At 38.3% G+C, this 14,736-nt stretch carries 12 protein-coding genes; 7 read left to right on the forward strand and 5 right to left on the reverse strand.

Annotated features, from left to right (window positions below; all coding sequences use genetic code 11):
• Positions 1-125: 125 nt before the first annotated feature.
• The 3 genes from ACLCEG_RS14760 to ACLCEG_RS14770 all read left to right on the forward strand — a co-directional run bounded on the left by ACLCEG_RS14760 (position 126) and on the right by ACLCEG_RS14770 (position 4,479).
• Positions 126-1,928 (forward strand): acyl-CoA dehydrogenase C-terminal domain-containing protein, encoded by a 1,803-nt coding sequence (locus tag ACLCEG_RS14760; RefSeq protein ID WP_410568078.1) that lies wholly within the window; start codon positions 126-128, stop codon positions 1,926-1,928.
• A 167-nt stretch (positions 1,929-2,095) separates the two neighbouring features.
• Positions 2,096-3,877 carry an acyl-CoA dehydrogenase C-terminal domain-containing protein gene (locus ACLCEG_RS14765; protein WP_004705686.1) on the forward strand — a complete coding sequence of 594 codons (1,782 nt, stop codon included), beginning with the start codon at positions 2,096-2,098 and terminating at the stop codon, positions 3,875-3,877.
• A 119-nt stretch (positions 3,878-3,996) separates the two neighbouring features.
• Positions 3,997-4,479, forward strand: a complete 483-nt coding sequence (locus ACLCEG_RS14770; RefSeq protein WP_410568080.1) for a phosphate-starvation-inducible protein PsiE — start codon at positions 3,997-3,999, stop codon at positions 4,477-4,479.
• 47 nt (positions 4,480-4,526) lie between these two features.
• Here ACLCEG_RS14770 and ACLCEG_RS14775 read toward each other — a convergent pair whose 3' ends face one another.
• Positions 4,527-4,889 carry an RcnB family protein gene (locus ACLCEG_RS14775; protein ID WP_151684089.1) on the reverse strand — a complete coding sequence of 121 codons (363 nt, stop codon included), beginning with the start codon at positions 4,887-4,889 and terminating at the stop codon, positions 4,527-4,529.
• Positions 4,890-5,052: 163 nt separating this feature from the next.
• Here ACLCEG_RS14775 and ACLCEG_RS14780 point away from each other — a divergent pair, with 163 nt between their 5' ends.
• Positions 5,053-5,499 carry a hypothetical protein gene (locus ACLCEG_RS14780; RefSeq protein WP_170248337.1) on the forward strand — a complete coding sequence of 149 codons (447 nt, stop codon included), beginning with the start codon at positions 5,053-5,055 and terminating at the stop codon, positions 5,497-5,499.
• A gap of 273 nt (positions 5,500-5,772) precedes the next feature.
• Here the strand turns inward: ACLCEG_RS14780 and ACLCEG_RS14785 are convergent, their stop codons facing one another.
• Both ACLCEG_RS14785 and znuD read right to left on the reverse strand, forming a co-directional pair.
• Complete coding sequence (locus tag ACLCEG_RS14785; protein ID WP_410568082.1) at positions 5,773-7,236, reverse strand: phospholipase D family protein; 1,464 nt, start codon at positions 7,234-7,236, stop codon at positions 5,773-5,775.
• Between the two features lie 73 nt (positions 7,237-7,309).
• The gene (znuD, locus tag ACLCEG_RS14790) at positions 7,310-9,319 is read right to left on the reverse strand and encodes a zinc piracy TonB-dependent receptor ZnuD (RefSeq protein WP_191001117.1); all 2,010 of its coding nucleotides are present in this window, start codon (positions 9,317-9,319) and stop codon (positions 7,310-7,312) included.
• Between the two features lie 124 nt (positions 9,320-9,443).
• Between znuD and ACLCEG_RS14795 the strand changes: the two genes are divergently transcribed.
• The 3 genes from ACLCEG_RS14795 (at position 9,444) to ACLCEG_RS14805 (ending at position 12,529) form a co-directional block, all read left to right on the forward strand.
• Entirely contained in the window at positions 9,444-10,208 is a 765-nt protein-coding gene (locus ACLCEG_RS14795) for a DUF4184 family protein (protein ID WP_348884942.1), read from the forward strand.
• A 170-nt stretch (positions 10,209-10,378) separates the two neighbouring features.
• Positions 10,379-12,163 (forward strand): aspartate--tRNA ligase, encoded by a 1,785-nt coding sequence (gene aspS, locus ACLCEG_RS14800; protein WP_004705679.1) that lies wholly within the window; start codon positions 10,379-10,381, stop codon positions 12,161-12,163.
• Positions 12,164-12,310: 147 nt separating this feature from the next.
• Positions 12,311-12,529 (forward strand): hypothetical protein, encoded by a 219-nt coding sequence (locus ACLCEG_RS14805; RefSeq protein ID WP_039253095.1) that lies wholly within the window; start codon positions 12,311-12,313, stop codon positions 12,527-12,529.
• Positions 12,530-12,566: 37 nt separating this feature from the next.
• Here the strand turns inward: ACLCEG_RS14805 and ACLCEG_RS14810 are convergent, their stop codons facing one another.
• Both ACLCEG_RS14810 and ACLCEG_RS14815 read right to left on the reverse strand, forming a co-directional pair.
• A complete protein-coding gene (locus ACLCEG_RS14810) occupies positions 12,567-13,718 on the reverse strand; it encodes a glycosyltransferase family 4 protein (protein ID WP_151740948.1) in 1,152 nt (383 codons plus the stop codon).
• Between the two features lie 65 nt (positions 13,719-13,783).
• Positions 13,784-14,572, reverse strand: coding sequence for a glycosyltransferase (locus ACLCEG_RS14815; RefSeq protein ID WP_410568084.1), 789 nt, complete (start codon positions 14,570-14,572; stop codon positions 13,784-13,786).
• Positions 14,573-14,736 lie beyond the last annotated feature (164 nt).

Below are 14,736 nucleotides of genomic sequence, written 5' to 3' on the forward strand. Positions count from 1 at the left end.
GGCCCTGAGGTGCTTGTACAGTTATGCAAGTTGTTGCACGATGTAATGGTTCAAGGTGCCTCTTATGGCACATTATCGTAGATTAGGATTATAACTCTGGTTTCACCAGTATTGAGGAACCCGATATGCCACAATACAAAGCGCCCTTACGTGATATGCAATTCGTTTTGCATGAATTATTAAATGCAGAAGAGCACTATGCAAAATTACCTGATTTCCAAGGTAACGTAAGCCGTGAATTGGTTGATCAATATTTAGAAGCTGCGGCAGACTTCTGTGAAAATGAACTTTCTCCTTTAAACCAAGTTGGCGACCGCGAAGGTTGTACTTGGAATGATGGTGTAGTCACTACTCCAACAGGATTTAAAGAAGCTTATCAAAAATATATTGAACTTGGCTTCCCGTCTTTATCAGCAGAAGAACAATACGGCGGTCAAGGCCTACCTAACTCTTTAGGTATCGCAATTTCAGAAATGGTTGGTAGCTCTAACTGGGCATGGGGTATGTACCCAGGCTTATCTCACGGAGCAGTACGTACATTAGAACATCATGGTTCTGATGAACAAAAAAATACTTACTTGCCTAACCTTGTTTCTGGTGTTTGGACAGGTACGATGTGCTTAACTGAATCTCATGCAGGTTCAGACTTAGGTATTATCCGTACTAAAGCAGAACCAAATGCAGATGGTAGCTATGCAATCTCTGGCGAGAAAATCTTTATCTCTGCTGGTGAACACGACATGGCTGAAAACATCATCCATATCGTTCTTGCTCGTCTTCCGGGTGCACCTAAAGGTACTAAAGGTATTTCGTTATTCATCGTTCCTAAATTCCATGTAAATGCAGATGGAACTGTGGGCGAGCGTAATGCGGTACGTTGTGGTTCTATCGAACACAAAATGGGTATCCATGGTAACGCGACTTGTGTCATCAACTTCGACCAAGCTAAAGGTTACTTGATTGGACCTGAAAACCGTGGTTTGAACTGTATGTTCACCTTCATGAACACAGCACGTATTGGTACTGCTGTTCAAGGTTTAGCAGCATCTGAGTCATCTTTCCAAGGTGCCTTAACTTACGCGAAAGAACGTTTAGCAATGCGTTCACTTTCTGGTCCTAAAGCTCCAGAAAAAGAAGCAGATCCAATTATTGTTCACCCTGCTGTTCGCAACATGCTTTTAACTCAAAAAGCATTTGCTGAAGGCGGTCGTGCACTTGTTTACTTACTCGCTCAATATGCAGATATCGTTGAAAAAGGCGAAACTGAAGAAGAGCGTAAGTTTGCTGACAACATCTTGTCTTTATTAACTCCAATTGCAAAAGCTTTCTTAACTGAAACAGGTTCTGAGTCTGCTAAGCATGGTGTTCAAGTCTTCGGTGGTCATGGCTTTATTTCTGAGCATGGCATGGAGCAAATCGTACGTGATACACGTATTGCCTGCTTGTATGAAGGGACAACTGAAATTCAAGCACTAGACTTGTTAGGCCGTAAAGTTTTACAAACTCAAGGTGCAATGCTTCGTGATTTCACCAAGATTGTTCATAAGTTTGTAGAAGCAAATAAAGACAATGCTGCCATGAAAGAATTTGTTGAGCCACTTGCTGCGCTTAACAAAGAATGGGGCGATCTCACTATGCAAATCGGTATGCGTGCAATGCAAAATCCGGATGAAGTGGGTGCTGCTGCTGTAGATTACCTATACTTCGCTGGTTACGTGACTTTAGGTTATCTATGGGCTCGTATGGCGCTTGTAGCACAAGAGAAATTGGCAGAAGGTACAACTGACGTTGATTTCTACAACGCGAAAGTTACCACTGCTCGCTTCTACTTCAAGAAAATCTTGCCACGCGTACGTTCTCATGTAGACGTGATTGCTGGTGGTCTAGACCCATTGATGTCATTAGATGCTGAACATTTCGCTTTCTAACCATAGTTAGTTGCGATATGCAATGTTAAAAACTAAAAAAGGACTGCTCAGTTTTGACGGTCCTTTTTTTATAAAATCAGTGATAAATTTAGACTTTAAATTCAATATCCATTTCGTTTTACAGGATATCTAGCACAGGTCGATGTGCATAAAAAAGGTGAACGATTATGCCAATTTACAATGCTCCTTTAGCTGATATGAAATTCATCTTAAATGATGTATTTAAAGCAGAACAATTTTGGCAGTCTAATGAGAAACTCGCTCATGTAGATGCTGCAACTGCTGAAGCAATTTTAGAAGAAATGGCTAAATTTGCTCAGAACGTGACTCATCCATTAAACCGTACTGGTGATGAAGAAGGCGCTCGCTACGAAAACGGCGAAGTCTTTACTCCTGCTGGCTTTAAAGATGCATTTCGTCAATATGCAGAAGGTGGCTGGATTGGCTTAGGCGCAGATGAAGAATGGGGCGGTCAAGGCATGCCAAAAATGCTGACCGTTCTTGCCGATGAAATGTTATTTGCGACAAACCCATCTTTCATGCTCTACCCGCTTCTTTCAGTGGGTGCAGGTATGGCTTTAAGTAGCTATGCATCTCAAGAGCAAAAAGAAACGTATTTACCTAAGATTTATTCAGGTGAATGGTCAGGTACCATGTGCTTAACCGAACCACATGCCGGTACTGACTTAGGTATTATTAAAACTAAAGCAGAACGTAATGAAGACGGCACTTATAACATTACTGGTACTAAAATCTTTATTACTGGCGGTGACAACGATTTAGCAGAAAATATCATTCACTTGGTACTTGCTAAAACTCCAGATGCTCCTGCGGGTTCACGTGGTATCTCACTATTTATTGTTCCGAAATACCTAGTAAATGAAGATGGCTCGTTAGGCGACCGTAATCATGTTGGCCCAGGTTCTATTGAACATAAAATGGGTATCAAAGCATCTGCTACTTGTGTGATGAACTTTGATGGCGCAAAAGGTTACCTCGTTGGTAAAGAAAACGAAGGCCTTGCTGCAATGTTCGTGATGATGAACTACGAACGTTTATCAATGGGTATTCAAGGCTTAGGTGCTTCTGAATTTGCTTATCAAAATGCTGCTCAATATGCGACTGACCGTTTACAAGGTCGTAGTGCTGCGGGCGTTCAATCACCAAATAAACCTGCTGACAGCATTTTAGTACATGGTGATGTACGTCGTATGCTACTTAACGTACGTGCCAACAACGAAGCTTCTCGCGCATTTGCTGTTTATGTAGGCCAACAGCTCGATATCACTAAGTTCTCAACTGATGCAGAAGCGGTGAAAAAAGCCAATAATCGCGTTGCGCTTTTAACACCAATTGCAAAAGCTTACCTCACAGATACAGCATTCCAAGCAACTTTAGATGCTCAGATGGTATTTGGTGGTCACGGTTATATTCGTGAATGGGGTATGGAACAATGTATTCGTGATCTTCGTATTGCTCAAATCTACGAAGGTACCAACGGCGTTCAATCTCAAGATTTAATTGGTCGTAAAACTATTAAATGTGGCGGCGCATTCATTGCTGAATACATCACTGAGATTCGTGACTTTGCAAATGATCTAGACACAGATTTGAATTTCATTAAAGATGCAACATTAGATGCTGCAACTGAAATTGAAGCGATTACTCAGTTTATTATTGAGCAAGCTGCTGAAAACGTAGACTTCCCAAATGCTGCTGCTGTTGATTATTTACATGCAGTGGGCTTACTCAGCTTCGCTTATATGTTTGCAAAAATTTCTGCTGCAGCTAAAGATAAGTCTGGTGATTTCTACCAAAACAAACTTGCTTTGGCTCAATACTTTGTTGAACGTATCTTGCCAGATATTGATGCACGTATTGCTAAAATTAAAGCGGGTGCTGACTTAATTATGGGCTTTAGTGAAGATTACTTTACCAACCAAGCATAATTAAATTTTTCATAAAAAACGCCTGATTACTCAGGCGTTTTTTATTTTGTATTTACTATTTCTATTGGCATAAAATTTGTTTATTTTCTAGGCATACACATATCAAAAAAGATTTTACTATGCCTGATCCTAAAAAGTTTGAAAGAACACTCGATCGATTTGGACACTATGCTGTTGAAGCTTTTCATTATTTGGCTTTATTCATTATCGGCTGTATGGTGGCATGGTCAGCGGCACATACTGTTTTTGAAATTTTAACTATCAAAAAATATGCATCAATTGATGATATTTTACTATTATTTATCTACCTAGAACTTGGCGCAATGGTTGGAATTTATTTTAAAACCAATCACATGCCTGTACGCTTTCTTATTTATGTCGCAATTACAGCCTTAACCCGCCTACTCATTTCCGATATTCAACATGACCATAAAGCGAATATCGATCAAGTCATTATTACTGGTTCAATTTTAATTTTAGCGATTTCAATTTTAGTAGTTCGTTTTGCTTCATGGAATTATCCATCGGTCATGAAAGAAAAGCATTCAAAGACCCCAGTCTCACTCAAAACTCCTCAGCCACAAGATGATGAATTAGCATAAAAAAAGGCCTCGATACTGAGGCCTTTTTAATATTCTATATTTTACACTTAGCGCACACGATAAACTTGGTGATGTGAATCAACTAATAAATATTGATTCGGCGTTTTCACCCAGTGATACCCACGTGGTGGCTCATATAAACGATGTGCGCGCCAGTCTGAAACAAAGTAACGGTGATCACGGTATTCTACAGGAATACGCTCCCCTCGCTTGACTACGACATATTCACCACCACGGTTTGCTTTGATCCAACCCGGTCCTCTATGTTCATCGCGGTGGTCATAACGCTGATCATAATGTCGATTATCGTTGCCGTGATAATTATCCCAGCGATTATTTGAATCCGCCATCGCAGTAGCAGATATACCCAACATTAAAGTTGAAAGTACAAGAACGATTGGCTTTTTCATGGTGCATCCCTTTTGTCTTGATATGGAGCTAGATTAAAAGAGAGTCAAGGAGAAACCATGAATAAAACAGGCTTGATTGATATTGTTTGTAATGACTATAAAGAAAATATGAAGAATCTGTATCTATGCTACCATTAGCATTTTCCAAGCTAGGTCAATTGCTGTGTCTGAAATCAGTTTTGAACGTCTTCATCAATTTTTCTGCAAAGTTCCAAGTGTACAAGAAGCCCGTATTATGGCTCATGGAGCAGATGGCGAACACGCTTGGTGGTTTAAGTTCAGTATTGATGTAGAACATCCACTTGCATGGCAAACCGTACAAGAACTTGGTCATGTTTTAAATTATCTCTCGACAAATGAACGCCTACCAACACTATTTTTTCCAGTGTCACCACCACCTTATATGAATGGCGAAGCCAAAGATTTTTTATCGTGGATTATTCAGTGTAATCACCCTGAGTTTAATCCTGACGTGGTTTGTGATTGGCTTGAAGCGCGTTTACCAAATCCGGTAGATGATGAGTCGCAGTGGAAAATTAAGACTGATTTGAGTGAAATAGAAAAGTTAGATGATAAGGCTTTGGATCAATTGATTCCGCCAACGCCTTAAATCGGACTTATGGCACAGCCTTTACTTACAGTGATGTTCTAATATCTTTTGTATAGGCTAATGCCTCACTTTTGAAAGGTCAAAAGTGACAAAAACCTTTGTTTCACTGATGTTGCTTCCCTGCAACACGGTGGAACGGCGATATCCATGTCGCCAATCACCTTGCCAATTTTGTACAAAATCACGGCAACGAATAAATTCCAAGTTTAGAACCAAACTAAGCAAGACTCCGTGGTGAACATATCACCTCAACGTTTATATAAAAAAATAGAATTAGAAAGTCGATAACCCTGACCATTCCATAAAGCGATAAATCCAATATTTCGCTTTAGACTCGTCGGCATACTTCGCGTAATCGACACTCATCTGTTTCCCCTGCAAGTTTGACCATGAAGTATTGAAGTAATCCTGAGCATCTTTAAAGACCTGATCTTGAACTTTGCCGATAACCAGCATATCCGTTTCAAGGTTGTAATTTTTTAAATTACGAGCAGTGAAATTGGCAGAACCTACAATCAACTCAGCTTGCTGGTCGTTATATTTCACAATCATTTTGCTATGGTTCTGCTCACCATGCGTGTCACACCAACGGATTGGAATGCCCGCAGCATGTAACTCTGAAGCAACCTGACGGTTTGGAATACCATTCTTTTGTCTTCCAAATGCATCTTTATTTGGATCAAGTAAAACACGAACAATCACACCTCGTGCTTGTGCATTTTTTAGAGCTTGAATAATCTTACGTTCAGACAAATAAAACATACTTAAATCAATATGCTCTTTCGGTTTAGCCGAGTTAATTAATTTCAGCACAGATTCATAGATCGCACCTTCCGTTAACACTTGAACTTGAGGTTTGGTTATATCTTTTTCAAAGTCACCTAAAATCAGTGAGGGTGAACTACTTCCAGACATTTGTGCAACAGCAGCCTCTGTTTGGAGAACATCAGAAGCAGTGGCTCCTGTTACAACCAACGCCACATTAGAATGTCTCGAACTACCATCGTGTGGATTTGCTGACGTAACCAATGATTTCCAGCCAGCATCGGTATCAACAACTAATGTTTTACGATGATTGGCTTTAAAATTAAATAAGTTCAGATAACTTCGTAACGTAATTTTTTCATTACCAAATGGGTTAGGTAACCAGCCCTTTTCAGGGTTATTTCCAACACTCTGACAACAGATATACCAAAACCCTGACCAAAGTGGATTAGATGCACGTAAAGGGATCAGATTCGTTTCGATAACATCAACCCCAGCTTGACGTAACTGACGATAATGCTCAGGGCTTAAACCGCCATAAACCGAGTTAATGGAGTCAGTAATTAGTACAATTTGAATTTGACGGTTTTGTCTTTTCTTACTCACTAATGCATCGGTTAACTCTTGCATCAATGGTCTTTGCTTTATTTTTGAATCTCCCACCTCTGAATTGAATAAGAACATATCGACCACAATAGTAGTCTTTGCCTCATCAATCATTTTTAAGATTTCATCAAAAATATGCTGATCAAGCTTCTGCTGACCATTGGCATCCAGATAAGTTTTATCTGCTAAAAATTTGACATCGGCATGTCTAAGCTTGCCACTAAAGTTAATACCCTGTGGTAATGGTTTTACTGTGTGGTAAATTGCCGATGCAACATATGCAATAGCAACAACGCAAAGTAATACCGCCATATAACGACGCCCTGACCAATTTATTTTTTGATGAATTCGCTGAAAAATACGCATAAAAAAGACCTAACTTGATCATTTCAAATTAGGTCTTTTAGGTTGATTTTTCAAGTTTAGTTTCGTGTTAGCATTAGAAACTAAAGTTTACACCTACAGTAAAATTACGTCCGACTTGTGGAACATTTGCGAGGAAAGACTCATGCTGATAAATTTTACTATCTAACAAGTTATTGGCATTCAAGAACACTCGGTAATCACCAATGTTGCTATATTTACCATTATATCCAACGCCCAAGTTCAGCATGTTATAGCTCTGCCCTTTGGTTTCATAATTAGCAATATCATCTTGTTTAAATACATGATAATACTCGGCAGAACCATCCCAACCATCACCAAAATCTGCTTTGACTTTAGTACCTAAACGTCCACCAGGAATACGTGGTGCATTTTCATTATCAATTTTGCCGCGAACATAATCGCCAAATAATCCTAAATTATATACAGGTGAAATTTGGTAGCTTAGGTCAGCATCGACACCATAGAACTTCGCTGCATCTTGACTATATTGAATAAGACGGAAGCCTTGGAACTCATCCAAAGTATTGGCATAAATGAAATTATCAAAACGGTTATGGAAGACACTTACATTGTATTTCAAGAGGTCATTATTAAAATGCAAACCTAACTCAACATTATTTGAGCGCTCTTTCTTGAGGTCATCATTACCCAATTCATAGGTATTGGTCGCCATATGAATACCATCCGAATACAACTCTTGAGCAAATGGCAAACGCTCTTGGTGTGATGTTGTGAGGGACAATTTGTATTGCGGAATAAATTCCCAGCTTGCTGTACCAGCAACCGAATATCCTGTACCCGTGTAATTCTTTTGATCTGACTCAATGTCGATAGTTTGATGGTCAACACGAGAAGAAACTGCAAGATTGACGTTATTGATTTGTTTTTGTTGCAAACCAAACACGCTATAACGCTGGGTTTTGCTTGGGTCCATAATGGATTCATCACCAACAATATTTAGTTTTTGTTGGGTATATTGCGCGCCAATTTGCCCTGTCCAACCAGCCCAAGCATTATTTTCTAATGTAACTCGGCTATCAATCCCTTTGCTTTTAAAGGTTGTCCCGACATCAGTATTATGCATTTCTTCATGTTGATAATCTGTATAGCTTGCTTGCGCTGCAACTTTAGCAAAACCTGCAAACGGGTCTTTTAACTCACCTTTTAAGTCATAACGCTTTTCTTTGAGATTAATCCATGAAGCATCATGTTCGTGATCATGCTCATGATCGGTTGAATCACCTGCTCCGCACACGAGATGCAAACCATCACGTTCACAAGAACCAAAAAGCTCATTATCAGCAGGAATACCATATTGATCGTGGCGCTGGCTAAATGATGCCCCGATAAACCCACGGTCACCAATCCAAGACAGTCCAGCATTATAGTTTTTAGATTCGGCAAAAGTGCTGTCCTGACGACGCTCATCTGTTTGTAAATCTTTAGGCAAGATATAGTCATTGGCATCGCGCTTTAAACCACCAACACGTAGCGCAACATGATCACCTAAACCGACTGTCGCTTGCCCTGAGTAAAGTAGCTCATCACTACCTGAGTTGTAGCGAACACCGGCTTTTCCTTGATAGCCCTTATCTGGCATGCTGGTTGGAATTTTTTCATCAACAACATTCACCAGTCCCCCGACTGAGCCTGCACCATATAGTAATGCTTCAGCGCCATTTAATATCTGAATATCTTGGGCTGAGTTTGGATCAACCGTAACAGCATGGTCTGGCGATACAGATGAAACATCCATCACATCGCCACCATTTTGTACGATCTTGACGCGTGTACCATCTTGACCACGAATGACAGGACGACTCGCCCCTCCCGTATATTGAGCTGAATAAACCCCTGCCTGACCATTTAAGGCATTACCAATACTGGTTGCTCCTTCTGCCAAAGACGTATTGTTAGGTGGTGTTGTAGATTCTGCTTTAACCGTAATTGTTGCCAATTCGGCAGGTTTCTCTTCCTTAGTATTTGTCTCATCTGCTGCCATCACTTGCTGAATAGAAAATGATAATAATGAGAGAACAAAAAGCTGTGTTTTGAGCTGCATAATGAATGACCCGTATTTTTTTGTTATATTATAACATTCCAAACGTTTTGCAATAAAAAACATTAGTCGAAGTTATGTTTCGTTAGACTCATTGTTTTGATGATGTGAGAAGCTTCCTTTTCCAATGCCTTTTACAATCTCTCATGCTGTTATCGCCCCACCAATTGCCAAATTAAGCAGAAATACACTACCTATTGCCGCCTTAGCGATTGGCAGTATGACACCTGATCTTTATCGCCTATTTACAGTTCAATCCAGCATGCTGACGCATCAATGGAAAGGTTTACTCTATCCAAACCTTGCATTAGGTTTATCGTTCTGCACAATTTGGTATGTTTTATATAGGCCTGCGGTTTACCGTTTTTTTGGCATTCAACATGATTTGAAATTAGACTCTATTAAACGTTTTATATACTTTTTTATTGGAGTTGTATTCGCGCTCATTATCGGTATTGCCACTCATCTCATTTGGGATGGTCTTACCCACTCTGACTTTAGAACGTTTATCTTTCAAGATTTTTTATCCCAAACGGTTCACTTCTTTGGCCGCCCGTATCCTTTGCATCGCCTTCTTCAGCTCGGTTCTTCTGCACTGGCACTACCTTTTTTAGGTTGGATGAGTATTCATTACTATCACAAATATAAACAGCACTGGAAAATAAGCCGTAAAGTTAAAATTTTTGCTTGGTTCCTGTTTACTTTATCTACACTTTTAGGCCTATTTTCTCTTTGGGATTATGCCCGTTACATTCCTCACGAGGTTTGGCATACCGATACCTATTATTTCACGGGTCGATCCATCAATGAGTTCATGCAGGGTTGGTTAAGTACCTTTAGTTTAGGATGCTTATTATTCTTGTTTTTAGATAGACAACAAAGAATGGGATGAATAGGTAAACTTGCTGCCAAATTGCTCATTTTTAGCTAAATTATAGCTGTTTTTTGATCTAGTTCTTGTCGCATGCCACTCAAAAGGGCATAATCGAAAACTTACTTTTTTGACGGTGCGCGGTTTACGCATCCGTCTTTTCAGCCAATATAGTTTGGATAATCTTCATCATGATGCGAACTCATTACTGCGGCTCTTTAACTGAAGCCCAAATCGACCAAACCGTTACATTATGCGGTTGGGTACATCGTCGCCGTGACCATGGCGGTGTTATTTTCCTTGATATGCGTGACCGTGACGGTCTCGTTCAAGTGGTTATTGACCCAGATACTCCAGAAGCATTTGCAACAGCAGATAAAGCACGTTCTGAATATGTATTAAAAATTACAGGTCGTGTTCGTCGCCGTTATGAAGGTACTGAAAATGCCAACATGGTAAGTGGTCAAATTGAAGTTTTGGGTAAAGACATCGAAGTTCTTGCCACTTCAGAAACACCTCCATTCCCTTTAAATGATGAAAATACCAATATTTCTGAAGAAATTCGTTTGAAATATCGTTTCTTAGATATTCGTCGTCCTGAAATGTTGGATCGTTTACGCTTCCGTTCTAAATTGACTAACCTTATTCGCAACTATTTCGAAGATAATGGTTTCTTAGACGTTGAAACACCTATTTTGACACGTGCAACTCCTGAAGGTGCACGTGACTACTTAGTACCAAGTCGTGTACAAAATGGTAGTTTCTATGCACTTCCACAATCACCACAATTATTCAAACAATTGTTGATGGTAGGTGGTATTGATCGTTACTACCAAATCGCGAAATGTTTCCGTGATGAAGACTTGCGTGCTGACCGTCAGCCAGAATTTACTCAAATCGACGTTGAAACATCGTTCATGAGTGACGATGAGATCATGGACTTAATGGAAGTCCTTACTGTGAAGATGTTCGATGAACTTCTTGGCGTTAAATTCGATAAATTCCAACGTATGACTTACGCAGATGCAATGCGTGACTATGCATCAGATAAACCTGATATGCGTATTCCGTTGAAACTCGTTGACGTTGCAGACTTAATGCAAGAAGTAGAGTTCAAAGTATTTGCTGGACCTGCAAAAGATCCTAAAGGTCGTATTGTTGCTTTACGCGTTCCTGGTGCAGCTTCATTGCCACGTAGCGCAATTGATGAATACACCAAATTCGTTGGCATCTATGGTGCAAAAGGTTTGGCTTACATCAAAGTTAATGAACTCGCTAAAGGAATTGAAGGTCTTCAATCTCCAATCGTGAAATTCATTGAACCAATCGTACTTGAATTGTTGGAACGTGTTGGTGCTCAAGATGGCGATATCGTATTCTTCGGTGCTGATAAAGCTAAAGTTGTAAATGATGCAATGGGCGCACTTCGTGTCAAGATTGGTCACGACTTGAATCTTGCAACTTGTGAGTGGGCTCCACTTTGGGTTGTTGACTTCCCAATGTTTGAAGAAACTGACGATGGCAAATGGACTTCTGTTCACCATCCATTCACTCTACCAAAATCAAGCGTAGAAGAAGTGAAGAACAATCCAGGTGAAGCACTTTCAGTTGCTTATGACATGGTATTGAACGGTACTGAAGTTGGTGGTGGTTCTCTACGTATTTATACATTAGAAATGCAAAAAGCGATTTTTGAAGCGCTTGGTATTTCTGATGAAGAAGCGGAAGAGAAATTCAGCTTCTTGCTTAATGCACTTCGTTACGGTGCTCCTCCTCACGGTGGTCTGGCATTTGGTCTTGACCGTTTAGTAATGTTAATGACTGGCGCGACGTCTATTCGTGACGTTATTGCATTCCCTAAAACGAAAACTGCTGAATGTCCACTTACTCAAGCACCTGCTCCAGTTGAAGCTAACCAGCTTCGTGACTTGGGCATTCGTTTACGTGAAAAGCCAAAAGCTGAAGAATCTAAATAATTTTTAGATTTTTTAAATAAAAAACCCTGCTTAAGCAGGGTTTTTTAATTTCAAATTTCAGCTATATATTCGGCTTACCTAAGCTATGCTTTGCGAATAGGCAGGTCAATGGCATAATAAGGAGCTTTTAATTTAGAGGTCAGCTTTATGGCTATGCGCCCTGATGTACGTCGACATGCTTTGGTCGTAATTGTATTCTCCCTGGCACAATGGTTTTTCATGCGCTATATTCTTGCAAATGAATTATTTAATTTGACTACAAATCAACGTATTTTATTTTTCTGTGTAAGTAGCTTGGTTGGTGCTTTACTGATTTTTGTTGCACTAATTTATATGGTACTTAAAGGAAATGCGGATAAAGAGTAAGAAAATTACCCGTATTTATAAATACGGGATCTTATTCTTAAGACTTTACTTCTTTGAGCAAAATATTTCTTAATTTTTTAGTAAAATCTGCTACGTTATGATATTTCTCAATATATTTTCTAGCTTGTATTGCTAAAAGATGTCTCTGTTCTTCATTTTCCATTAAAGATTCAATAGCCTCAATATATAAATGAACTTTTTCAAAGCCATCTCCTAATACATCCCCTACATGAATTCCAAATTTACTTGTTAATTCTTCAGGATTCCGGTTACTTACTAATAAAGTTCCAAAAGAGAGGGCTTCTAAAAATGAAATAGGCAATGCTTCATGAATAGAAGTATTGATAAGTAACTTAGCATCTTTTAAAAATTTTTCTTTTTCACCACCTTCAACATGGCCTGCAAAATGTAAGTTAGCAATATTTTGATAACCTTTCATAATTTCATTATTTTTACTTTCCTCTCTAAATGTTTGTCCTAATACATAGAATTCATATTGTGGCATTCTTTTTGCGATTTCACAAAATAACCACCCCCTTTTTACAGATTCTAAACGACCTAAAAAAATGATTATATTTTTTTTAACATAAGTACTAACATCAAAATTGAAGTCAATATCAATAGGATTAGGCACATATTCTATAGGTGCGCTATTTTCTAATTGATATAAATCTATAGCTTTCTGATTAAGAAAATGTCCTTGCGAAATAAATTTCACACGGTCATTAACATACCAATTATGTACTAGATCATATATTTTTTGATTATAATAATTAGTTTCAGGAAATAATTTAACTGTATTAATTTCTTCCCATTCATAGGTTGGCCTTGGATCTTGTATCCATAAAACTAATTTTTTTGTTTTATCTAATTCATTTTCTAATACATAATTAAATGTTAATTCGACACTTAAATAAATGTCATAATTTTTTTTCTTAAGCCAGCGACGAGCAAACCATTTCCTACGTGGCAATCGATATAATTTCACATTATCTACCGAATACTCTTCCGCAAAAAGCTTTTTACTTCCTTTACCCAATAATACATCAATTTGGATATCCGCATTTGGAATATATTTAGCTATATGATTTCGCGCTAAAAATCCGTAACCGCCAAAAGCAGTATTAGCACCACCAAAAAACTCATCAATAATTAAACCAACTCTAATTGGTCTATTAGATCCACTCATTAAAAACTCTCAATATATCAATAAAAAGTATAATTAAAAATTTCTTTACTTATCTTAATAAATAATTAAATATCACATTTTAAAAGACGTGACATAATAGTACAGTCATCTAATTCATCTAATTTTATACCCTTTAACATCTCATTATATAGATGAATACAAGTAGTACGAGAAGTTGTAATATCATCTATAGTAAGCTCAGGATCACAAAGCTGACTTATACACTGATAGTGAACAGGATAAAAAATATCAATTGGTTGAATATTATTTTTTAACTCCAACTGTTTAACATAATAAGTAATAGCTTTAGGGCCAATAACTCCCCATGGCATATCCGCTAAACTTTTTCCTATTCCGATTATTTTTTTTGTTTTTAATTTAATTTTTTTACTCGTAGAAAACCATGGCGGTACAAAAAATGGGTCATATGCGGCTTTTAATAATTCTTTAAGTAAGTCGCTTTCTTTAGGAATGCGCAAAATAGCTCCGTTAATCCATTCATCATCTTCAAAGCCTAATAAGTATCCATGCTCTGGTATGGAAATAGGTTTTAAACAATACACATCACAGTCAACATAGACTCCATCAACTTTACGCATTAATTCATAACGGAAAATATCTGAAAATAATGCATAACTCCCTGTTTCCTTATGCTTTATAATCTGGTCTTTAGAAATAATTTTATTTGCATCAACCAACTGTACGCCTTCTGGAACATCTGCAATATCAGCGTATGTATGTAAATGAACCTCATGCCCCCTCATTACAAAAGAACGTAAACAACATCTAGAAATTGCTCCGAGTTTTTCTCCAATCCACAAAGCATGAATGATAGGTAAATTATTTGACATCATTTAGGTATAGCCTTTAAAACTCTTTTTTGCCCATAGTATTATTGTTGCCTCTTCAGATAACATACTTACCCTCATCAGAGGTACAAAAAGTAACCACCAATATTACTTTTTAACTTCTAAACTTTTTAGAGCTAAGCTAGATGAATATGTAGAAGGACTATCAA

It is taken from the genome of Acinetobacter sp. H1(2024) (assembly GCF_046557555.1).
GTDB classification, from domain to species: Bacteria; Pseudomonadota; Gammaproteobacteria; order Pseudomonadales; family Moraxellaceae; genus Acinetobacter; species Acinetobacter seifertii.

Coding starts and splice junctions, on each gene's coding strand:
- ACLCEG_RS14760 (WP_410568078.1), top strand. CDS start 126: ATGCCACAATACAAAGCGCCCTTACGTGATATGCAATTCGTTTTGCAT.
- ACLCEG_RS14765 (WP_004705686.1), top strand. CDS start 2,096: ATGCCAATTTACAATGCTCCTTTAGCTGATATGAAATTCATCTTAAAT.
- ACLCEG_RS14770 (WP_410568080.1), top strand. CDS start 3,997: ATGCCTGATCCTAAAAAGTTTGAAAGAACACTCGATCGATTTGGACAC.
- ACLCEG_RS14775 (WP_151684089.1), bottom strand. CDS start 4,889: ATGAAAAAGCCAATCGTTCTTGTACTTTCAACTTTAATGTTGGGTATA.
- ACLCEG_RS14785 (WP_410568082.1), bottom strand. CDS start 7,236: ATGCGTATTTTTCAGCGAATTCATCAAAAAATAAATTGGTCAGGGCGT.
- znuD (WP_191001117.1), bottom strand. CDS start 9,319: ATGCAGCTCAAAACACAGCTTTTTGTTCTCTCATTATTATCATTTTCT.
- ACLCEG_RS14795 (WP_348884942.1), top strand. CDS start 9,444: ATGCCTTTTACAATCTCTCATGCTGTTATCGCCCCACCAATTGCCAAA.
- aspS (WP_004705679.1), top strand. CDS start 10,379: ATGATGCGAACTCATTACTGCGGCTCTTTAACTGAAGCCCAAATCGAC.
- ACLCEG_RS14805 (WP_039253095.1), top strand. CDS start 12,311: ATGGCTATGCGCCCTGATGTACGTCGACATGCTTTGGTCGTAATTGTA.
- ACLCEG_RS14810 (WP_151740948.1), bottom strand. CDS start 13,718: ATGAGTGGATCTAATAGACCAATTAGAGTTGGTTTAATTATTGATGAG.
- ACLCEG_RS14815 (WP_410568084.1), bottom strand. CDS start 14,572: ATGATGTCAAATAATTTACCTATCATTCATGCTTTGTGGATTGGAGAA.